The sequence below is a fragment of the Nitrospirota bacterium genome, assembly GCA_037386965.1.
Taxonomy (GTDB): Bacteria; Nitrospirota; Thermodesulfovibrionia; order Thermodesulfovibrionales; family JdFR-86; genus JARRLN01.
Genome location: JARRLN010000005.1, coordinates 23,081 through 43,867, shown reverse-complemented (window position 1 = coordinate 43,867; position 20,787 = coordinate 23,081). Strand labels below are relative to the sequence as shown.

The 20,787-nt window shown below is 63.3% G+C and carries 15 protein-coding genes; 11 read left to right on the top strand and 4 right to left on the bottom strand.

Translation table 11 applies throughout. The features are described 5' to 3' along the window. Positions 1-62 precede the first annotated feature (62 nt). From groL to P8Y39_01760, 4 genes are all read right to left on the bottom strand, one after another. Positions 63-1,697: a chaperonin GroEL gene (groL, locus tag P8Y39_01775; protein MEJ2191066.1), complete on the bottom strand. Its 1,635-nt coding sequence runs from the start codon at positions 1,695-1,697 to the stop codon at positions 63-65. A gap of 17 nt (positions 1,698-1,714) precedes the next feature. Then, positions 1,715-1,978 carry a co-chaperone GroES gene (locus tag P8Y39_01770; GenBank protein MEJ2191065.1) on the bottom strand — a complete coding sequence of 88 codons (264 nt, stop codon included), beginning with the start codon at positions 1,976-1,978 and terminating at the stop codon, positions 1,715-1,717. Between the two features lie 207 nt (positions 1,979-2,185). After that, positions 2,186-3,025: a zinc-ribbon domain-containing protein gene (locus P8Y39_01765; protein MEJ2191064.1), complete on the bottom strand. Its 840-nt coding sequence runs from the start codon at positions 3,023-3,025 to the stop codon at positions 2,186-2,188. Positions 3,026-3,034: 9 nt separating this feature from the next. Beyond that, on the bottom strand, positions 3,035-3,697 hold the full coding sequence (locus P8Y39_01760; GenBank protein MEJ2191063.1) for a rhomboid family intramembrane serine protease: 663 nt from the start codon (positions 3,695-3,697) through the stop codon (positions 3,035-3,037). 170 nt (positions 3,698-3,867) lie between these two features. Here P8Y39_01760 and P8Y39_01755 point away from each other — a divergent pair, with 170 nt between their 5' ends. The 11 genes from P8Y39_01755 to P8Y39_01705 all read left to right on the top strand — a co-directional run bounded on the left by P8Y39_01755 (position 3,868) and on the right by P8Y39_01705 (position 20,772). Further along, complete coding sequence (locus P8Y39_01755; protein ID MEJ2191062.1) at positions 3,868-5,076, top strand: glycosyl transferase; 1,209 nt, start codon at positions 3,868-3,870, stop codon at positions 5,074-5,076. Positions 5,077-5,090: 14 nt separating this feature from the next. Continuing rightward, positions 5,091-5,495, top strand: coding sequence for a hypothetical protein (locus tag P8Y39_01750; GenBank protein ID MEJ2191061.1), 405 nt, complete (start codon positions 5,091-5,093; stop codon positions 5,493-5,495). A 118-nt stretch (positions 5,496-5,613) separates the two neighbouring features. After that, positions 5,614-6,912 (top strand): peptidoglycan DD-metalloendopeptidase family protein, encoded by a 1,299-nt coding sequence (locus P8Y39_01745; GenBank protein ID MEJ2191060.1) that lies wholly within the window; start codon positions 5,614-5,616, stop codon positions 6,910-6,912. Positions 6,913-6,945: 33 nt separating this feature from the next. Then, complete coding sequence (locus P8Y39_01740; GenBank protein ID MEJ2191059.1) at positions 6,946-7,629, top strand: DUF5752 family protein; 684 nt, start codon at positions 6,946-6,948, stop codon at positions 7,627-7,629. Then, positions 7,626-8,843 (top strand): glycosyltransferase, encoded by a 1,218-nt coding sequence (locus P8Y39_01735; GenBank protein ID MEJ2191058.1) that lies wholly within the window; start codon positions 7,626-7,628, stop codon positions 8,841-8,843. The genes P8Y39_01740 and P8Y39_01735 overlap by 4 nt, the downstream gene beginning before the upstream one ends. Before the next feature lie 11 nt (positions 8,844-8,854). Continuing rightward, positions 8,855-10,690 (top strand): malto-oligosyltrehalose trehalohydrolase, encoded by a 1,836-nt coding sequence (gene treZ / locus P8Y39_01730; protein ID MEJ2191057.1) that lies wholly within the window; start codon positions 8,855-8,857, stop codon positions 10,688-10,690. Continuing rightward, complete coding sequence (locus P8Y39_01725) at positions 10,690-13,125, top strand: DUF3536 domain-containing protein (protein ID MEJ2191056.1); 2,436 nt, start codon at positions 10,690-10,692, stop codon at positions 13,123-13,125. Before treZ ends, P8Y39_01725 begins: the two co-directional genes overlap by 1 nt. Further along, entirely contained in the window at positions 13,126-16,143 is a 3,018-nt protein-coding gene (gene treY / locus P8Y39_01720; protein ID MEJ2191055.1) for a malto-oligosyltrehalose synthase, read from the top strand. A 48-nt stretch (positions 16,144-16,191) separates the two neighbouring features. Then, positions 16,192-17,577 carry a chloride channel protein gene (locus P8Y39_01715; GenBank protein ID MEJ2191054.1) on the top strand — a complete coding sequence of 462 codons (1,386 nt, stop codon included), beginning with the start codon at positions 16,192-16,194 and terminating at the stop codon, positions 17,575-17,577. Between the two features lie 63 nt (positions 17,578-17,640). Further along, a complete protein-coding gene (locus tag P8Y39_01710; protein ID MEJ2191053.1) occupies positions 17,641-19,371 on the top strand; it encodes a chloride channel protein in 1,731 nt (576 codons plus the stop codon). Positions 19,372-19,677: 306 nt separating this feature from the next. Further along, entirely contained in the window at positions 19,678-20,772 is a 1,095-nt protein-coding gene (locus tag P8Y39_01705; GenBank protein ID MEJ2191052.1) for a radical SAM protein, read from the top strand. Positions 20,773-20,787: the final 15 nt, after the last annotated feature.

The window sequence follows — 20,787 nt, the reverse complement described above, 5'->3', positions numbered from 1 at the left end:
CCGCCGGCTGCTGCTGCCCCCCTCGCCGGAGGGGGTTTACGCGGGGACGTCGTCCCTCGCGCTTAGTACATGCCGCCCATTCCGCCCGGGGGCATCCCCGCGGGGGCCTCGGGCTTCTCCTCGGGGATGTCGGTGACCATGACCGCCGTGGTCAGCATGAGGGCGGCCACCGAGGCGGCGTTCTGGAGCGCGGAGCGCGTGACCTTGGTGGGGTCGATGATGCCGGCCTTCATCATGTCGACGTACTCCTCGTTCTGGGCGTCGAACCCGTAGTTGGGGTCCTTGGAGGCGCTGACCTTCTCCACCACCAGAGAGCCCTCCAGCCCGGCATTGTTCACTATCTGCCTGATGGGCTCCTGCAGGGCGTCCTTGACGATGCGCACGCCCATCTGCTGGTCGTGGCCCTCGATCTTGAGCTTCTCCAGCGCGGAGATGCACCTGAGCAGGGCCACCCCGCCACCGGGGACGATGCCCTCCTCGACGGCCGCGCGGGTGGCGTGCAGGGCGTCCTCGACCCGGGCCTTCTTCTCCTTCATCTCGGTTTCGGTGGCCGCGCCCACGTTGATGACGGCCACGCCGCCCACGATCTTGGCCAGGCGCTCCTGGAGCTTCTCCCGGTCGTAGTCGCTGGTGGTCTCCTCGATGAGGGCCTTGATCTGCTTGACCCGGCCCTGTATCTTGCCGGGGTCGCCCGCGCCCTCGACGATGGTGGTGTTTTCCTTGTCGATGCTGATCTTCTTGGCCCGGCCCAGCTCATCCAGGGTGACGTTCTCGAGCTTGACGCCGATGTCCTCGGAGATCATCTGCCCGCCGGTGAGGATGGCGACGTCCTCGAGCATCGCCTTCCTGCGGTCGCCGAACCCGGGGGCCTTGACCGCCGCCACCTGCAGGGTGCCGCGAAGCTTGTTGACCACGAGGGTGGCCAGGGCCTCGCCCTCGATGTCCTCGGCGATGATGAGCAGGGGGCGCCCCATCTTGGCTACCTGCTCAAGGACGGGCAGGAGGTCCTTCATGCTCGATATCTTCTTCTCGTGGATGAGAATGAAGGCGTCTTCGAGGTTGCACTCCATCCTCTCGGGGTCGGTGACGAAGTACGGGGAGATGTAGCCCCGGTCGAACTGCATCCCCTCCACCACGTCCAGGGTGGTGGCCATTCCCTTGGCCTCCTCGACGGTGATCACGCCGTCCTTGCCCACCTTGTCCATGGCCTCGGCGATGAGCTCGCCGACGGAGGCGTCGTTATTGGCGCTGATGGTGCCCACCTGGGCGATCTCCTTCTTGTCCACCACCGGCTTGCTCATCTTGCGGAGCTCCTCGACCACCCCGTCCACGGCCTTCTCGATGCCCCTCTTGATGTCCATGGGGTTGGCCCCGGCCACGACGTTCTTCATGCCGGACCTGTAGAAGGCGTGGGCCAGGACGGTGGCGGTGGTGGTGCCATCGCCGGCCACGTCGGAGGTCTTGGAGGCCACCTCCCGCACGAGCTGCGCGCCCATGTTCTCCCAGGGGTCCTCAAGCTCTATCTCCTTGGCCACCGTAACGCCGTCCTTCGTGATGGTGGGTGCGCCGAACTTCTTGTCCAGGATGGCGTTGCGCCCCTTGGGGCCCAGGGTCGCCTTGACCGCATCGGTGAGGGTGTTGACACCCTTCAGGATGGCGTTCCTGGCCATTTCGTCGAACAACAGCTGCTTTGCCATGTTTTCTTCCTCCTTCTTTATCCCTCGACTATCGCAAGGATGTCTTCTTCCTTTACCACGAGCTGCTCGCTGTCCCCTACCTTGACCTTGGAGCCGGTGTACTTGTCAAAGAGGACCTTGTCGCCCACCTTCACTTCCTTGACCTCGGAGCCCACGGCCTCCACCGTACCCTGCTGGGGACGCTCCTTGGCGGTGTCCGGCACATAGATTCCCCCGGACGTCTTCTCCGGTTCCTCGGCGTAACTGACCACGACTCTGTCTTTGAGAGGCTTCAGCTTCATGGAGATTCCACTCCTTTCGCATAAGGTTTAAGAGATTGTTAGCACTCCTCCCCGATGAGTGCTAATAATAACGCACTGCATGCAGGAGAGCAAGGGCCGGAGGAGAGAAAAAGTAGGCGAGATAGACCAAAACGCGGCTTAAATGATTTTTTACTGAGCTTTAACGAAATTTGCTCGAAATTGCTCGGGGAAAAGCGTCCTTCTCCTCTACGCTATGCCCAGCGACCGCCTCTTCTCCTCCATGAACTCGTCTATGGCGTCCTGGAAGAAGTTCCCCCGGCCCCGCACTTCCACCGGGATGCGGCTTTCGTAGTGCTTGAGCCCCTCCTTCAACTCCTGGGCGAAGACCGCCTGAAAGGTGTTGTCCCGGATGGACTCGGAAACCTTCTCCGGGCTGTAAAGCTCTATGTCGGAAAGAACCGTGCGGGCAAGCCTCTTGGCCCGGAGGACATCGGGGTCTTCCCCGGCAGGGGGCCCCTCCGCCCGGGGGGGCGGCTCGGGGGCGGGACGGGACGGTTCGACCTCCGCGGGCTTCTCGCTGAGGGCCTCGTGCAGCACCTGAAGGAGCCTCGCCGGTATGTCGCTCTCCTCCACGTAGGCGTTCACGCCGTGGGCGGAGGCCGGGCGCTTCGCCACCCGCCGGGGGTCGTCCGCCGAGCTGACCAGGACCACCTTGAGGGGTTTCGTATCGGGGCGGCCGCGGAGCCGCCGGGCAATCTCATAGCCCGTTATCTTCGGGAGGGCCGCATCCAGGATGAGCAGAAACGGAAGCTCCTTGAGCACCTTGACCAGGGTGTCCACGCCGTCGGAGGCCCGAAGCACCCGGTAGCTCGCCTTTGACAGGGCGGCCTCCACGGCCCGCACTACCTCCCCTTTCTCATGGGCCACCAGCACTTTCCTCCTGTCCGGCGCCTTCGCCCCGCCCTGCGGGCGCGCCACCCGGAAGGCGGCGCCACACTTGGGGCACCGGAAGCGCGTGCCTTCGGGCTTTATCTTCTCGTCGCCGACCCTGAGCTTCGTCTTGCACTTCGGACAGGAAACGACCACGCCGCGCGCTTACCTCCTCCTGGTCTTCAAGAAAACCTTTATCATGCCCAGCCCGAACAGAAACCCCCCTATATGGGCGAACCAGGCCACTCCCGCATGTTGTCCGGTCACCCCGGAGGCCATCAGCCCGTTAATGACCTGTATGATAATCCAAAAGCCTATGACTATCAAGGAAGGCAGCCGCACTATCTGGATGAAGAAGATCAGGATGATGACGGTGTAGACCTGGGCCCGGGGGAAAAGGAGGATGTAAGCGCCGAGGATGCCGGCTATGGCGCCGCTTGCCCCTATCATGGGGACGGTGGACGTGGGGTCCACGAGGGCGTTGGAGTAGGCGGCGACCACGCCGCTCAGGAGATAGAAGACCAGGAACCTTCCGTGTCCCAGCTTGTCCTCGATATTGTTGCCGAATATCCAGAAATAAAGCATGTTCCCCCCGATGTGCAGAAACCCTCCGTGCAGGAACATGGCGGTAAAAACGGTCAGCACCGGGGAAATGGGCTGGTTGGACTGCAAGGTCAGCATGGCCTTGGGAATGGCGCCGTAATTGAAGGCCATGGCTTGCATGTTGCCGGCCAGCTCCATGATGAAGACCAGGACGTTCAGGGCGATGATGGCCAGCGTGACCACCGGAGGCCGGCGCGTCGGGTTGTCGTCCTTGTACGGTATCAAAGGCCCTCACCTTTCAATCCGGAGTTTCCGCCGAAAAGGCGAACCAGCACACGAGATTATACCACGGTGCCGGATTCTCGCCGCCGCGCGCTTGACCCCGCCCCGTTTTGCAATTATACTTGTTCTACGCTACATTAGCGGCGCGAGACGTCCCGGGGGGAAAGGAGAGCATGTCCGATTTCTACCAGACAGGGGTTGTTGCCACCTTCCACAGGCTGGGGGCGAGCAAGCTCGAGCGCATCGAGTCCGAGCTGAAGTGGTACTCCCAGGAGCGCCCCGTGGCCCTCGTACTTCCCTCCCTGTACTCCGAACTCCAGGGGGAGGCGCTCAAGGGAATCGTCACCCGCCTGAAGGAAGTGGAATACGTCAAACAGGTCATCGTCGCCCTGGGGCCGGCCAGCGAGGAGGAGTTCAAGCACGCCAGGGACTTCTTCTCCGGGCTGCCCCAGAGCACGCGCGTCATCTGGAACCACGGGCCCCGGCTGACGGAAATCTACCGGGCCCTGGAGGCCGCCGACCTGCCCCCCGGGGAAGAGGGAAAGGGCAAGAGCGCCTGGATGGCTTACGGGTACGTGCTTTCCCAGATGGACCTGCGGGTCATCGCCCTGCATGACTGCGACATCCTCACCTATGGCAGGGAGATGCTGGCCCGTCTGTGCTACCCGGTGGTCAACCCGAACCTGGATTACGATTTCTGCAAGGGGTTTTACAGCCGCGTCACCGACCGCATGCACGGGCGCGTGACGCGGCTCCTGGTGACCCCGTTGCTCAGGGCCATCTCCGCCATCATCGGGGAGCAGCCCCTGGTGCAGTTCTTCGACAGCTTCCGCTATCCCCTGGCGGGAGAGTTCTCCATCGACGTGGACCTCTCGCGCGTCATCCGCATCCCCGGGGACTGGGGCCTGGAGATGGGCGTGCTGGCGGAGGTGTACCGCAACACGTCGGTGCGGAGGGTCTGCCAGATCGACATCGCCGAGAACTACGAGCACAAGCACCAGGTCCTCTCTCCCGAGGACGCCACCAAGGGCCTGAACAAGATGTGCATAGACATCTCGAAGTCCATCTTCCGCACCCTGGCCTCCGAGGGCATTATCTTCTCGGAGGGCTTTTTCAAAACGCTCCTTGCCACCTATGTCCGCATAGCCCAGGACTTCCTCAAACGCTACGAGGACGACGCGGCCGTCAACGGCCTGGCCTTCGACCGGCATAACGAAAGCCTGGCCGTGGAGACGTTCACCAGCGGCATAGAGAAGGCCGCCCAGATCATCATGGACAACCCCGTCGGAGTCCCCCTCATCCCCCCCTGGGAAAGGGTCACCTCGGCGCTTCCGAACATCCTCAGGCATATAAGAGCAGCCGTGGACGACGACAACGCCTAAAGAAAGGAGAGCACATGTCTTTCTGGGACAGGATCAAGGAAGATGTCTTCGGCGGATTCGATGCCGTCAGGAAGAGGGCGGGCGTCCTTACGGAGGAGGGCAAGAGGCGGTATCGCGCCTTCGAGCTGAAAAGCAGAGCCCACAGGCTCATGTCGGAACTGGGGGGCCGCACCTATACCCTGCTCCGGGAGTCGAAGGACCCCCGGGAAGACGCCACCGCCATGAGCCTCGTGGAAAGACTGAAGAAGCTCGAGTCCCAGATAGGCGTCGTCGAGCCCGGGAAACCCAAGGCGGCCAGGAAGAGGGCGGCACCCAAGAAGGCCCGCCCCAGGAAAAAGGCCGTGAAGAAGGCCGCGCCGAAAAAGCGCGCGGCCCGGAAGAAAACCACGAGGAAAAAGACAAGCTCTCCCCCGGAGTAGGCCCGCGTTTCACCGGAGTAGGCCCGGGCCTTCACATGTCCTTGCACGAGTGCACGGCGCCGTGCCGGAAGGCGTGCGTGTTGCGAGCCGGGACGTTTTCATATAAAATTGACGAATCATGAGCAAGAAACGCACCGGCTTCCTGCTGTTTTGTCTCGTCCTGGCGGCGGCCCTTTTCGCCCTGAACAACGTGCGTTCCCCCTCCGGTTTCGGAAGCGGTTTCCCCGGACCCGCCGCATGGGTCATGCACGGAGCGGAGCCCGGCGCGCAAGGCGGCGCCCAGACCCCGCATGAGGAGGAGGCCGAAGGCGTCCTGAAAAACGGCGAGACCTTCTTCGACCTTTTCCAAAAGCTCGGCCTCGATATCGGGGAGCTGGACATGATCGAGAAGGCCAGTGCCGGGATTTACGACATCGGGATGCTCGCGGCGGGGCATCCGTACAGCATCCGTACGGATACGAAAAAGCGCGTCCTTCGCCTGGCCTACCGCATTGACGACACATCATGGCTCGAGGTCTCCCGGAAGAAGGAGGGGTTTCATGCCGAGAAGACCGCCGTCCAGTACGAAAGGCGCATCGCGCACACGGGCGGCATCCTTCACGGCAACCTCGTCAACTCCGTGCAGGACGTCCAGCTTGCCCTTCGCCTGGCCGACATCTTCGCCTGGGACATAGATTTCGCCACCGACCTCCGCAGGGGAGACACCTTCAAGCTCGTTGTCGAAGAACTCTACCTCGACGGCGAGTTCAAGGGGTTCGGCAGGATACTGTCGGCGGAGTTCGTCAACGACGGCAGGACCTACCGGGCCTACCGTTTCGAGGCCGACGGGAGGGAGGCCTATTACGACCAGGAGGGCAAGTCGTTGCAGAGGACGTTCCTCAAGGCCCCTCTCAGCTACAGGCGCATCAGCTCGGGATACACGAAGAGGAGGTATCATCCCATACTGAAGATCTACCGGCCCCATCCGGGGGTGGACTACGCCGCCCCGAAAGGCACGCCGGTCTCCGCAGTGGGGGACGGCAGCGTCGTGTTTGCGGGCTACAAGGGAGCCAACGGCAACCTCGTCGTCATCAAGCACGGCGGCCAGTACAAGACCTATTACGGCCACCTCTCGGCAATCGCGCGGGGCATTCGCACGGGTGCCGGCGTCACCCAGGGACAGGTCATCGGACGCGTGGGGATGACCGGCATGGCCACGGGCCCCCATCTGGACTATCGCGTGAAGCACAGGGGGCACTTCGTCAATCCGCTTACGCTGGACATGCCCCGGAGAAAGCGCCTGAGCGGGCCGTTGATGGCCGCGTTCCGGCTCTTCCGGGAAAACATGGACGCTCTCCTCAACACGGTCCAGCCGGACGGGAGCGCCGTCGCCCGCGCGTACCCCCGCGAAGAGAAGACTCTCCCGGCCAGCCCCTGAGGGGAGCGGGAGAGGACAGAAGGAGGAAACTCCATGGCTCAGAGAGCCAGAAAGAAACCGGACAAGTCCTTCATATTCAGGGACGTGGTCACGGTGGTCAAGACGACGGGCCTGAAGGCCAGCACCCTGGATGAGCTTCGCGAAGGCATTGCCGCGGTGAGTGAGGAAAGCATCTTCCACCATACGTACCAGTATTTCGCCAAGGGGCATGTCCAGGAATACACCAATGACTTCGCCCAGTGGGCGGCCGAAAGCCTGGAGGAGAGAGCCCTGGCGGAGTACCTGGCCAATATCGACTCCTTCTCCTTCAAATCCACCGACGCCCTCAGAAAAGAGCTCCTCAGGGTGGTGGACGACTACAGGGAGAAGTTTCCCGCCCCCAGGCCGGTCCTGCCCGGTGCCGAGTTCTATTTCAGCGAGGCCGTCTCCTTCGTCTTCGCCGCGGGGGTGCGGGCGAAGAACCTGGCCGAGTTTCTGACGGCCATCAAGTTCATCGACGCAAGCTCCATCTACTACCATTACTACGAAGCCCGGGTGAGGCTCCGCAAGGAGCAGGACGACTTCTCCAAGTGGATAGCCGAGGTCGTCAAGAACCAGGAGCTCGCCGACTGCGTCAGGTCCATCGACCCCTTCATGCACAACCTCGAGGGGGTGCGCACCCACCTGGCCGAGATGCTGGAGGACGGCCTGCGCAAGGAAATGGAGATTATCGAGTGATAACGCAATACGCGGGCATCGCCCCCAACAGGGACCTTCTCCTTCTGAAGCAGCTGGGCAAGAAGCTCCGGGGAAGGTCCTTCCTGCACGTCAACTCCACCCGCGAGGGGGGCGGGGTGGCGGAGATACTGCAGCGAATGATCCCCCTGATACAGTCCCTGGACATCGATGCACGCTGGGAGGTCATCCAGGGCGACGCCCGGTTCTACGACACAACAAAGAAGGTCCATAACGCGCTTCAGGGCAACCCCGAGGCCATCACGGAGAAGATGTGGAAGCATTACCTCGAGGTGAACCGGGCGAACGCCCAGAAACTGGACCTCGGCGCCGACGCCGTGCTCATTCACGACCCGCAGCCCGCACCGCTGGTCTCTTTCAGAAAGAGGGGAAAGTGGTTCTGGCGGTGCCATATCGACATGTCCAATCCCTACCCGGACGTGTTCAAACAAATCGAGGCGCACTGCAAGAAGTACCTGGCGGCGATCTTCTCCGTGGCGCGTTTCACGCGGGCCATCTCGACCACCGAGTACATCATCGCCCCATCCATCGACCCCCTGAGCGAGAAAAACCGGGAGCTCTCGGAGCACGAGATACGGGAGGTCGCCGAGCGGCTGGGCATCCCCGGCGACCGCCCCATTCTGCTTCAGGTGTCCCGGTTCGACCGGTTCAAGGACCCCATCGGCGTCATCAACGCGTACAAGATAGTGAAGAAATACAACGACTGCATCCTCGTGCTGGCCGGCAGTCCGGCCACCGACGACCCCGAGGGTGCGGAGGTTCTGGAGGAAGTGCGCTCGTACGCCGCGGACGACCCCGACATACACATTCTGCTGCTGCCCCCCTTCAGCGACAGGGACGTCAACGCCCTGCAGCGCATGGCCACCGTGGTCCTCCAGAAGTCCGTCAAGGAGGGGTTCGGGCTCACCGTCTCGGAGGCCATGTGGAAGGGCAAGCCCTTCATAGGCGGGGCGGTGGGAGGCATTCCCCTTCAGGTGGCCCACGGGGTCACGGGCTTTCTCGTGCATTCCGTCGACGGGGCCGCCTTCCGCATACGGCAGTATCTCAACAACCCCGAGATGGCCAGGAGAATGGGAGAGGCCGGACGGGAGTACGTGCGCAACTCCTTCCTCATCACGCGGCAGGCCAGGGACTACCTCTCGCTCTGGTTCGCCGAGACGCACCGGCAGAAAGGTCCCGTGCACGAGCTGTTCTGAAGACCCTCACTATGCGCGAGTATCTGGGAGCAAACCATCTGGGCGGGGGAGATTTCAGCTTTCTCCTCTGGGCCCTCCGGAGGGAGAACGTCAGCCTGAAGGTCCTTGGACCTTCGGCCCGCACAATCCCCATGGAGCGCCTGAAGCGGGGATATTTCCAAGCACGTCTCGAGGGGCTCGGAGCCGGGGCCCGGTACGTCTTCGTGCTGGACGGAGAGGTCGAGCGGCCCGACCCGGCGTCGTTCTTCCAGCCCGGGGGCGTGCACGGCCCCTCGGAGACTTACGCCCAGGACGCCTTTGCCTGGACCGACCGCGACTGGAAGGGCATGCCCCTCGAGGACTATCTCATCTACGAACTCCACGTGGGGACCTTCGCCCCCCAAGGCACCTTCGACGGGGTCATCGAGCGCATCCCCTATCTCAAGGACCTCGGCGTGACCGCCCTGGAGCTCATGCCGGTGGCCCAGTTTCCGGGCCCCCGGAACTGGGGCTACGACGGGGCCTATCCCTTCGCCGTGCAGGACTCCTACGGGGGGCCCGACGGCCTCAAGAGGCTCGTGGACGCCTGCCACCGGGAGGGGCTGGCCGTCGTCATGGACGTGGTCTACAACCACATGGGGCCGGAGGGCAACTACCTCAGGGACTTCGGCCCCTACTTCACCGACCACTACAGAACGCCCTGGGGCGACGCCGTGAATTTCGACGGCCCGTACAGCGACCCCGTGCGGCGCTTCTTCATCGAAAGCGCCCTCAACTGGCTCGAGAACTACCATATGGACGCCCTCCGGATAGACGCCGTGCACGGCATCTACGACTTCGGCGCCAAACACTTCCTGGCCCAGCTCCGGGAAACCGTGGAGGCGCGTGGCCTGGACAGGCACGTGCATCTCATGGCCGAAAGCGACCTCAACGACGTCCGGGTCATCGACGGGCCGGAGCGCGGGGGCTACGGCATCCACGCGCAGTGGAACGACGATTTCCACCACGCCCTGCACGCCCTGCTCACCGGAGAGGACAGGGGATACTACATTGACTTCGGCCGCCCGGAGCACCTGGAGAAGGCGCTGCGCGAGGGGTTCGTCTATTCGGGGCAGTACTCGGAATTCAGGAAGCGCCGCCACGGCAACTCCTCGGCCCACATCCATCCGCGCAGATTCGTCGTCTTCTCCCAGAACCACGACCAGGTCGGAAACCGCATGCGCGGGGACCGCCTGGCCGAGCATTTGACTCTGGAGCAGCTGAAGCTCGTGGCCGCCCTGGTCGTCCTCTCGCCGTCCGTACCGCTTCTTTTCATGGGCGAGGAGTACGGGGAGGATGCGCCCTTTCAGTATTTCATCAGCCATGCGGACCCGTCCCTTATCCACGCCGTGCGCGAGGGGAGGAGGCGGGAGTTCGCCTCCTTCCAGTGGTCGGGCGAGGTGCCCGACCCCCAGGACGAGGCCACCTTCGAGCGCTCCCGGGTAAACCCGGAGAAAAGAAACGCGGGGAGGCACAAGGAGCTCTACGAATTCTACCGGGGAGCCATAGCCCTGAGGAAAAGCCTCGATGCCCTCGAAAGCCCCGGCAGGGAGGATATCGCCGTAAGCTGCAGCCCCGGGCTTCTCTTCCTCGCCATCAGACACCGGGGCGAGCACCTCATCTCCGTGGCCAACCTCGGCGACAGGCCTGTTGAGACCGCGCTGCCCTCGGGCGGGCTTTGGGAGCGCGGCGAAGGCCGGTGGGAGATGCTGGTGGATTCCGCCTCACCCGGCGGCGGATTGCGGCGCGCCGGGCCTGTCTCGGCCCGCTTGGACGGACCCCTCGCGGTGGCTCCGTACGGCTTTCTTCTGTACCGGCGGCCCCTGTGATGGAACACTTCCTCTGCATACACGGCCATTTCTATCAACCGCCGCGGGAGAACCCGTGGCTGGAGGCCATCGAGATACAGGACGGCGCTTACCCATACCACGACTGGAACGAGCGCATCACCGCCGAGTGCTACGCCCCCAACGCCGCCGCCCGGATACTGGACGAGAAGCGCCGGATTACGGACATCGTCAGCAACTACGCCCGGATGAGCTTCAACGTGGGCCCCACCCTCCTGTCCTGGATGGAGCATTTCTCCCCCTCGACCTATGAAGCGGTCCTCAAGGCCGACGCGATGAGCCACACCCTCCGCTCCGGCCACGGTGCGGCCATTGCCCAGGCCTATGGACATATCATCCTGCCCCTGGCAAACTCCCGGGACAAGCGTACCCAGTGCATCTGGGGCCTCAGGGACTTCGAGCACCGTTTCCAGAGAAGACCCGAGGGCATGTGGCTTCCGGAAACCGCCGTGGACCTGGAGACCCTGGAGCTCCTGGCCTCCCTGGGCATCGCCTTCACGATTCTCTCGCCCCATCAGGCAAAACGGGTGCGCGGCCCCGGAGCAAGCCCCTGGCGGGACGTCGCCGGAGGCAGGATAGACCCCTCCCGGCCCTACCTGTGCCGGCTGCCCTCGGGGAAAAGCATCACCCTTTTCTTCTACGACGGTCCGGTCTCCCGGGCGGTGGCCTTCGAGGGCCTCCTCAGAAGCGGGGAGGACTTCGCCCATCGGCTCCTGAGCGGTTTTTCGGAAAGGCGCCGGAGGGCCCAGCTCATGCACATAGCCACCGACGGGGAGTCCTACGGCCACCACCACCGCTTCGGCGAGATGGCCCTGGCCTACGCCCTCGACTACATCGAGAAGAAGAAACTCGCCCGCATTACCAATTACGGCGAGTTCCTGGAGCTCGAGCCGCCGCGGGACGAGGTGGAGGTCATCGAGAACACCTCCTGGAGCTGCGCTCACGGGGTCGAGCGGTGGCGGTCGGACTGCGGGTGCACCACGGGCTCCACCCGGGGCTGGACGCAGCGCTGGCGCGCCCCCCTCAGGGAGGCCCTGGATTGGCTGAGGGACGAGGTTATCCCGGGCTTCGAGGACAGGGCCGCCGGGTTCTTCGTCGACCCCTGGGGCGCGCGGGACCAGTACATCGACGTCATTTACGACCGGACGGAGGAGTCCGTGGAGCGCTTCCTGGCCGCCAACGCCGTCCGCTCCCTCCGGGAGGACGAAAATGTCACGGCCATCAAGCTCATGGAGCTTGGGCGTCACGCCATGCTCATGTTTACGAGTTGCGGGTGGTTCTTCGACGAACTGAGCCGCGTGGAGACCGTCCAGGTCATGAACTACGCCGGCCGCGTCATCCAGCTGGCCGAGGAGCTTTTCGGGACGGGCGGGGTCGAGGGGGAGTTCCTCGACAGGCTCGCCCGCGCAAAGAGCAACATCCCGCAGCAGGGCAACGGGGCGGACATCTATCGCAGGCAGGTAAAGCCCCGGGCCGTGGACCTCAAGAAAGTCGTCGCCCATTACGCCATAAGCTCCCTGTTCGAGGACTATCCGGAGGACGCCTCCATTTTCTGTTACGACATCAAGCAGACCTCCTACCGCCGGCTTCAGGCCGGCACCGTCGAGTTCGTCACCGGCCGCTGCACCGCCCGCTCCCACGTGACATGGGAATCCGACGTCCTGCATTTCAACCTGCTTCATCTGGGAACGCACGACTTCAACTGCGGCGTCAGCCCGGAGGGCGGCTCGCCGGAGCCCCGCGTGGTGGAGGAGGAATTGACCGGGGCCTTCGAAAGCGGCTCCTTCTCCGACTTGGTCCTTCTCATGGACAAACACTACGGGCCCCGCCGCTACGGGCTCGAAGACCTCTTCAAGGAGGAGCAGAGAAAGATATTGAACACCCTGATAAGCGGCACCCTCGAGGAGTTCGAGGCCTCCTACCGCCAGATGTACGAGAACAACCGCCCTCTCATGTACTTCCTCGAAGACACCGAGATTCCCATTCCCCGGGCCTTCCTGACCGCCGCGGAGTTCATCCTGAACCTCGACCTCAAGAGGATGCTCCAGGAGGAGGCAGAGGCCTCGGGGATACAGGAAATCCTCTCCGAGCTGGAGCGCTGGAAGCTCACGCTGGACACCGTCGACCTGGAGTTCGCCATGAGGCGCACCCTGGAGCGCGAGATGCAGAGCCTCCGTGAGCGCCCCCTGGACCTGCCGCTGCTGACCAACATCGTGCGTCTGGTGGACATAACCCGTGAGCTCCCCTTCCAGATAAACTTCTGGCTCATGGAGAACATTTTCTATGAACTGGCCACCGCCGTTTACCCCGACGTGCTCGCCCGCGGGGGCGGCCAGCAGTGGCAGAAGCTCTTCCGTCAACTGGGAGAGCTCCTGAACTTCAATCTCGGGGCGGTGCTGCCCAAGAGCGCGCGATAGATGAAAAGCATCGGAGACGCCAGGGAGAAGCACATTCAGGAGGCCTTCCGGCGCGTGACGGCGCGCCTTCCCGCACGGGTGCCCGTTTCCACGTATCGGATGCAGTTCAACGCCGGCTTCACCTTCGAGCAGGCCAGGGGTGTCCTGCCCTACCTGAGCAAGCTGGGCATTACCGACATCTATTCCTCCCCGTACTTCACGGCGCAGAAAGGAAGCCTCCACGGCTATGACGTCACGGACCCCACCACCCTGAACCCCGAACTCGGGGGAGAGGAGGCGTTCGCAGAGTTCATCCGGGCTCTTGAGGAGCACGGGATGGGTCTCATCATGGACATCGTTCCCAACCACATGAGCATCGGTGCCAGCCAGAACGCGTGGTGGAACGACGTCCTGGAGAACGGACAGAGCTCCCCGTATGCCGGCTTCTTCGACATAGACTGGAAGCCGGTCCCGGAAAAGCTCGAGGACAAGGTCATCCTGCCTATTCTCGGCGACCAGTACGGCAGCGTCCTGGAGAACCAGGAGCTTCGGCTGACGTTCGAGGACGGCGCCTTCTTCGTCACTTACTACGACAACACGCTGCCCGTGGACCCCTGCACCTATGACCGCATTCTCACGCACCGCATGGAGGAGTTTCAGGAGAAACAGGGAGAGGACGACCCCCACGTCATCGAGCTCCTGAGCATCATTACGGCCCTCCGGCACCTCCCCCGGCCCACCGAGACCGACCCGGAAAGGGTCGCCGAGAGGCTCAGGGAGAAGGAGATAATCAAACGGCGCCTGCAAACCCTCGACGAAGAAAGCCCCGCGTTCCGGACGTTCCTGGCCGAAAACATCGAGAAGTTCAACGGGACCCGGCACGTCTCGGAGAGCTTCGACCTGCTCGATGAGCTCCTCTCCGCCCAGGTCTACCGCCTGTCGTTCTGGCAGGTGGCCACCGAGGAGATCAACTACCGGAGGTTTTTCGACATAAACGACCTTGCCGCCATCAGGACCGAGGACCCGGAGGTCTTCCTCGTCACGCACCGGATGGTCCTCAGGCACGTGCGGGAAGGAAAGGTCACCGGGCTCAGGGTAGACCATCCCGACGGCCTCAGCAGCCCCAGGGCCTATTTCAGGCGTCTCCAGGAGGAGTGCTTTGCCGCCCTCTGCGCCCGGGAGGAGGGCGCAGGAAGGGAAGACCCCGCCGGCGAAGCGAGAGTCAGAGAGCTCTACGCCTCCGAAAGGGAGGTCGACGCGGTCCTCGAGCAGCCCTTCTATGTCGTCGGGGAAAAAATCCTCATGGAAAGCGAGAGTCTCCCCTACGACTGGCCGATCTTCGGGACCACCGGGTATGTCTTTATGAACTCGGTGGGCGGCATCTTCGTCGAGGGCGCCAACGCCGACCTCCTCACGGCCACCTATGAGCTTTTCACCGGCAGAAGACGGGACTTTGCGGAGCTTCTGCGGGAAAAGAAGAAGCTCATCATGGAAAGCTCCATGGCCAGTGAGATAAACGTGCTGGGGCACTGGCTGAGCCGGCTCGCCGAGCAGGACCGCCGTTTCAGGGATTTCACCCGGAACAGCCTCACCCATGCCATCGTGGAGGTCATCGCCAACTTCCCGGTCTACAGGACCTACATCGACGAGGCGGGAGTGAGCGACCAGGACCTGAAGTACATAGAGCAGGCCATCGGCAAGGCGCGCAGAAGGCGGAAGGACCTGAGCCCGCAGGTCTTTGCCTTTCTCCACGACGTGCTCATCCTCCGCGACGTACGCATGGACGAGCAGACCCGCAGACGGTGGCTTGAGTTCACCATGAAGTTTCAGCAGATAACCGGCCCCGTGATGGCAAAGGGCCTGGAGGACACGGTATTCTACGATTACAACCGCCTGGTCTCCCTGAACGAGGTCGGTGGAAACCCCGACCGTTTCGGGACGACGCTGGAGGCCTTCCACGGCCGCAACACCGAGATGTGCAAGCGCTGGCCCACCACGATGGTGACCACCTCCACCCACGACTCCAAGCGGAGCGAAGACGTCCGCGCCCGCATCCATGTGATCTCGGAATTCCCGGAGGAGTGGAGAGCCCTTACCCTGCAATGGGCCGAGATGAACCAGGAGTTCAAGGCCACCGTGGAGGGCGGCCTGCTGGCCCCGGACAGAAACGACGAGTACCTGCTCTACCAGAGCCTGGTGGGCGCCTGGCCCATGCTCCCCATGGACGAGGAGGGAAAGAAGGACTTCACCGAACGCATCAAGGGCTACATGCTCAAGGCCGTCCGCGAGGGCAAGGAGAACACCAGCTGGATAAACCCGGACCCCGAGTACGAAGAGGCGGTCACGAACTTCGTCGAGGCGGTCCTGGGCTCCGAACGCTTCCTCGGGAGCTTCCTCCGGTGGCAGAGGAAAATCTCCACGTTCGGCATCTACACCTCCCTCGCACAGGTGCTCCTGAAGGTCGCCTCCCCGGGCGTACCCGACTTCTACCAGGGCAGCGAGCTCTGGAACCTCACCCTCGTGGACCCCGACAATCGCAGGCCCGTGGATTACGGCAAGGCCGAGGCCATGCTGGCGGAGCTCCTCGGGCGGGAGAGCGAGCGGCAAGGCGCGGGCCTGGTGCGGGAGCTCCTTTCGGCCAAGGAAGACGGGAGGGTGAAGCTCTACCTCACGTATAAGGCGCTCAATTACCGGAGGGCGCGCAGGCAGCTCTTTGAGGGCGGCCAGTACATTCCGCTGCGGGCGGCCGGAGAACAGGAGGGCAGGGTGGTGGCCTTCGAGCGCCGGCTCGACGGCTCCTCGTGCATCGCCGCCGTTCCGCGTTTCCTCGGAGGCCTCGTCGGGGAGGACCAGGAGCCCCTCGGAGAGGTCTGGAAGGATACGCATATCGTCCTTGAGGACACGGGCGCGCCCGCGCGCTTTCTGAACGTCCTGACGGGGGAGACCGTGCGGGTGGTGCGCCACCGGGGAAGCCGCGCCCTCTCCGTGCGGGACGCCTTCGCCCATTTTCCCGCGGCCCTTCTCGAGAAGGCATTCTGAGGCCGCGCCCGGCGTGTATCTTTCCGCCGGAAATTGATATACTCTCCTATGGATAACCAGGAAGAAAGAAGGTCAGGCGGCCGGTTCCTGGAAGAGTCCATCCTTTTCATCAGCGTCGTCAAGTGGTTCGTCCTGGCCTCCATCACGGGGGCTGGCGTCGGCCTCTCGACGAGCGTGTTCCTCTTGGCGCTGGGTTACGCCTCGGACGCCGCGGGCCGCTTCCACTATTTTTTCCTCTTCCTCCCCCTGGGGATGATGTTGAGCGCCCTCGTGATCAAGGACCTCGCTCCGGAGGCCGAGGGCCACGGCACCGAGAAGATAATCGAGGCCATCCACACACGGGCCGCCAGGATAGAGCCGCTGGTCGCTCCGATAAAGTTCGTCGCCACCATCTTCACCATAGCCCTCGGCGGGGCGGCCGGCAAGGAAGGGCCCTGCGCCCAGATCGGCGGGGGCATCGCTTCCAGTTTCTCCACCCTGCTGCGCTTCGACGCCCGGGACCGGCGCAAGCTGGTCATCTGCGGCATCAGCGCGGGGTTTGCCTCGGTCTTCGGTACGCCCATAGCCGGGGCCATCTTCGGCGTGGAGGTGCTCTTCGTCGGAAGCATCCTTTACGACGTGCTGTTTCCGTCCTTCGTGGCGGGAATCCTGAGCTACGAGGTCTCCACGTCCCTGGGCATCACGTATTTCGAGCGGGCCATCCCCGCCGTGCCGGCCTTCAGCGGGCTTTACTTCGTCGAGGTCTGCATCGCGGGCATCGTCTTTGGCTTCTGCTCCTTTCTGCTCATCGAGGTGCTCAAGAGGTTCGAGAAGCTCAGCAGCGGGCTTCCGTGGGGGATGCCGGTGCGGGCCCTCATAGGCGGAGGGGCGCTGGCCCTGGCAAGCCTCGTCCTGGGGACGCGGTACCTCGGCCTGGGCCTGGACACCATCGAGGACGCCCTGGCGGGGGCGCACGTTCCCGCGGCGGCCTTCTTCTTCAAGATCGTCTTCACGTCGGTCACGCTGAGCTTCGGCGGAAGCGGGGGCATCGTCACGCCCATATTTTTTGTCGGGGCCACCGCAGGCAGCCTGTACGCCATGCTCACCGGCCTGGACCCCCAGCTTTTCTCGGCCATCGGCATGGTGAGCCTTCTGGCCGGAGCGGCCAATACGCCCATATCGGCGAGCATCATGGCGGCCGAGTTTTTCGGCCCCCAGGTCACCCCGTACGCCGCCCTGGCCTGCGTCATCAGCTATCTCATAACCGGCCATCGCAGCGTCTATCCGAGCCAGGTCCTGGCCGTCACCAAGTCGCCCACGCTGGTCATAGAAAGCGGCAAGACCATGGAAGAGATAAAGGGCGCGGTGTTCAACCCCCGCAGCAGGAGCGTGACCGGGAAGATCATCGCACTGATAAACTGGGTGGAAAGGTCCTTGAAAAAGAGGGAAAAGTAGGCTCCCTTCTCCCGCCGCTTCTCGTCTTGTGCTCCAAACATGCTATCATAAGTGGTTTGGCGCATGCGGCGTATTCTGAAAGATAGGCATACGACGCTCATCGTCATGTCCGTCTTCGTGGGGGCATTGGCGGGGGCCGCGAACATCGTCTTTCGCTCCAGCATGCTGTTCATCTTCGACAACGTCTTCGTTGCCGGCGGCCACCTGCTGGGAGTGCACGACGGGGGCTTCAGACGACTTCTTCTTCCGCTTCTTCCCATGGCCGGCGTCCTGCTGCTCATCCCGCTGGCCTACAAGTTTCCGGGCGACATCTACGGCTACACCTTCCACCGGTTCCTGGAGACCGTAAACCTCAAGGGAAGCATTCTCAAGGCCCGCGCCATCGTGCTCAAGACGGTCGGGGCCGCCCTGACCATAGGGACGGGCGGCTCGGCAGGGGTGGAGGGGCCCATCGCCACCGTGGGAGGCACCATAGGGTCGGTCATGGGACAGTTTTTCAAGGTATCGGGAAACCGCCTCAAGCTCCTCGTCGCGGCCGGCTCGGCGGGGGCCATAGCGGCCACCTTCAACGCCCCCATAGCCGGGGTCATGTTCGCCATGGAAATCGTCCTGCTGGGCAACTACGAGCTCACCTCCTTCGCCGCCATCGTCATCTCTTCGGGCATCGCAACGGTGGTCTCCCGGGCGTACTACGGGGCGAACCCGGCCTTCGCGGTCCCCAAGTACAACCTGGTGAGCGCCTATGAGATACCCCTGTACATGGTCCTGGGCCTCGTGGTGGGCGTGCTGGCCGTTCTGTACATCAGGGTCTTTTACAAGGTCAAGGACGCGTTCCGGAACTCTCGCATCCCCCCGCTCGTAAGGCCGGTGGTGGGCGCCTTCATCGTGGGCTCGATAGGAGTGCTCTTTCCCCAAGTGCTGAGCGACGGCTATTCCTTCATCGAGCAGACCCTGGCGGGCAACGTAGCCGCGGCCACAATCATTGTGCTGGTGTTTTTGAAGATTCTGGCGACCTCGGTCACCCTGGGCTCCGGCGGCACGGGGGGAGTGTTCGCACCGGCCCTGTTCATAGGGGCCATGGCGGGAGGGGGATTCGGCTATGTGGTCCACTGGCTTTTCCCGCAGGTGACGGCCTCCTCGGGGGCTTACGCCACCGTGGGCCTCGGCGCCTTCCTGGCCGCCGCCACCCACGCCCCCCTGACGGGCATCTTTCTGCTTTTCGAAATGACCGGCAATTACCAGATCATCGTGCCCGTGATGATGTCCGCCATCATCGGCACCCTCCTGGCCCGCCGCATCGATGAGGATTCCATAGACACCGTGGAGCTGACGCGCCGCGGCATCAACATCCACGCGGGACAGGAAGTGGCCATCATGGGCCGCATAAAGGTGAAGGACGTGATGAACCGGGACGTGGTCCGCATCCGCGAGGACAAATCCCTCTCCGCGCTGGTCAACGTCATGGTCCAGCGGGAGCGCTTCTACATCCCCGTGGTGGACACCGGGGACAAGATGGTGGGCATCCTCTCCATCCAGGACGTCAGGCCCGTGCTTTTCGAGGAGAAAGTGAAGGGCATCGTCAAGGCCGGCGAGCTGGCCACGGAAGACGTCATCACCCTGAGGCCCGAGGACGACCTGAATACGGCCATGGAGAACTTCGCGGTGAAGGACATCGAGGAAATCCCCGTCGTCTCCGGGGACGACAGCCGCAAGGTGATCGGCATGCTCAGGCGCATGGACGTCATCGCGGCCTACAAGAAGGAGGTCCTCAAGAGGGAACGGGAGAAATTCTGAAAAATCCTCCGTACGGCCGGCAAAGCCCCCTCCCCGGCACCCGTCATCCGCATCTCGCCCCGCCCGTGCCTCTCAGGGGCGAAGATGCCTCTTTCCGAGCACTGCCGATTCCCTCATTCTCCAGCTATTCATAGAAAATATTGATTGACAATGATTCGGTTATAGGTAGAATCAATCTAGGGGGTGCACGTATGCACGAAAGGAGGTGACAGGGATGAAAAAGCCGTTGAGCAAGGAAGCCTCCCGGCGGGAGGAAGCGTTCTGGAAGGGGCTGAAGCGCTTGGTAAAGGAAAACCCCGCCCGGTTGTGCCAGAAGTGAAAGTCCTGAAAGAGCTGAACGTTGCCGGTCCGGCAACCAGAACAGAGGCGGCCTTCGATTTCTTCATTCAGTGGCACCTCACGGAGCGCTGCAACCTCCGGTGCAGGCACTGCTACCAAACCGGCGGAAAGAAGGAGGAGCCTTCCCTCGAGGAAATCCGTGAGGTCATCGAGGAGGCCGCCTCTCTTTTTCACCAGTGGTCCGAGGCCTACGAGATAGCCTTCTCCCCGAGCTTCACCGTCACCGGAGGGGAGCCTTTCCTGCGAGAGGACCTGTTCGAGGCGCTCGGAGAGATGCGCTCGCGCGGGTTCGAGGTGTATCTTCTGAGCAACGGCACCCTGATTGACGGAGAAAAGGCCCGGAGACTCGCCGACTTGGGGGTGAGGGGCGTGCAGGTGAGCCTGGAGGGACCTTCCCACATCCACGAGGCCATCAGGGGGAAGGGGAGCTTTCTCCGGGCAATGAGGGGGGTGGAGAACCTCCTGAAGCAGGGACTGCGGACGACGCTGAACGCAACCCTTTCCCGGCTCAACGCCGAGGGGGTCCCGGACCTTGTGGCCCTGGCCGGGGCCGTGGGCGTGCACCGTTTGGGTTTTTCCCGGCTGGTGCCGTGGGGTGCGGGAGAAGTCCTCATCGGGGACATGCTTGAGAAGGAAAGAGTGGCCGAAATCTACAGGTCCCTTCTCTCGGCCCGGGTCCCGGGGCTTGAGATTGTGACCGGGGACCCCGTGGCGGCACAGATGGACGCGCATTTCTCCGACGAGCACGGGTGCACCGCCTTCGGGGGGTGCGCGGCGGGCGTGTCGGGACTGACGCTCCTTTCCGAGGGCACGGTCACCCCGTGCAGGCGGCTCCCCGTCCCGCTGGGCAACGTGCGGTCGGATTCGCTTCGCGAAATATGGGCTTCGTCCCCCGTGCTCCGCGACCTGAGGGAGAAGGACCGGTACGGTGGAAAATGCGGCCGGTGCCAGCACTGGGCCACCTGCCGAGGATGCAGGGCCATAGCCTATGCCTACTCCGCCGCCCTGGGCAGGGCCGACTACCTCTCGGAAGACCCCCAGTGCTTCATCGAGCCCCGATGAACGGCCTCTTCGCAT

Bases quoted from the DNA above. Each gene is read 5' to 3' on its own strand.
- groL (MEJ2191066.1), bottom strand. From the start codon at position 1,697: ATGGCAAAGCAGCTGTTGTTCGACGAAATGGCCAGGAACGCCATCCTG.
- P8Y39_01770 (MEJ2191065.1), bottom strand. From the start codon at position 1,978: ATGAAGCTGAAGCCTCTCAAAGACAGAGTCGTGGTCAGTTACGCCGAG.
- P8Y39_01755 (MEJ2191062.1), top strand. From the start codon at position 3,868: ATGTCCGATTTCTACCAGACAGGGGTTGTTGCCACCTTCCACAGGCTG.
- P8Y39_01750 (MEJ2191061.1), top strand. From the start codon at position 5,091: ATGTCTTTCTGGGACAGGATCAAGGAAGATGTCTTCGGCGGATTCGAT.
- P8Y39_01745 (MEJ2191060.1), top strand. From the start codon at position 5,614: ATGAGCAAGAAACGCACCGGCTTCCTGCTGTTTTGTCTCGTCCTGGCG.
- P8Y39_01740 (MEJ2191059.1), top strand. From the start codon at position 6,946: ATGGCTCAGAGAGCCAGAAAGAAACCGGACAAGTCCTTCATATTCAGG.
- treZ (MEJ2191057.1), top strand. From the start codon at position 8,855: ATGCGCGAGTATCTGGGAGCAAACCATCTGGGCGGGGGAGATTTCAGC.
- P8Y39_01725 (MEJ2191056.1), top strand. From the start codon at position 10,690: ATGGAACACTTCCTCTGCATACACGGCCATTTCTATCAACCGCCGCGG.
- treY (MEJ2191055.1), top strand. From the start codon at position 13,126: ATGAAAAGCATCGGAGACGCCAGGGAGAAGCACATTCAGGAGGCCTTC.
- P8Y39_01715 (MEJ2191054.1), top strand. From the start codon at position 16,192: ATGGATAACCAGGAAGAAAGAAGGTCAGGCGGCCGGTTCCTGGAAGAG.
- P8Y39_01710 (MEJ2191053.1), top strand. From the start codon at position 17,641: ATGCGGCGTATTCTGAAAGATAGGCATACGACGCTCATCGTCATGTCC.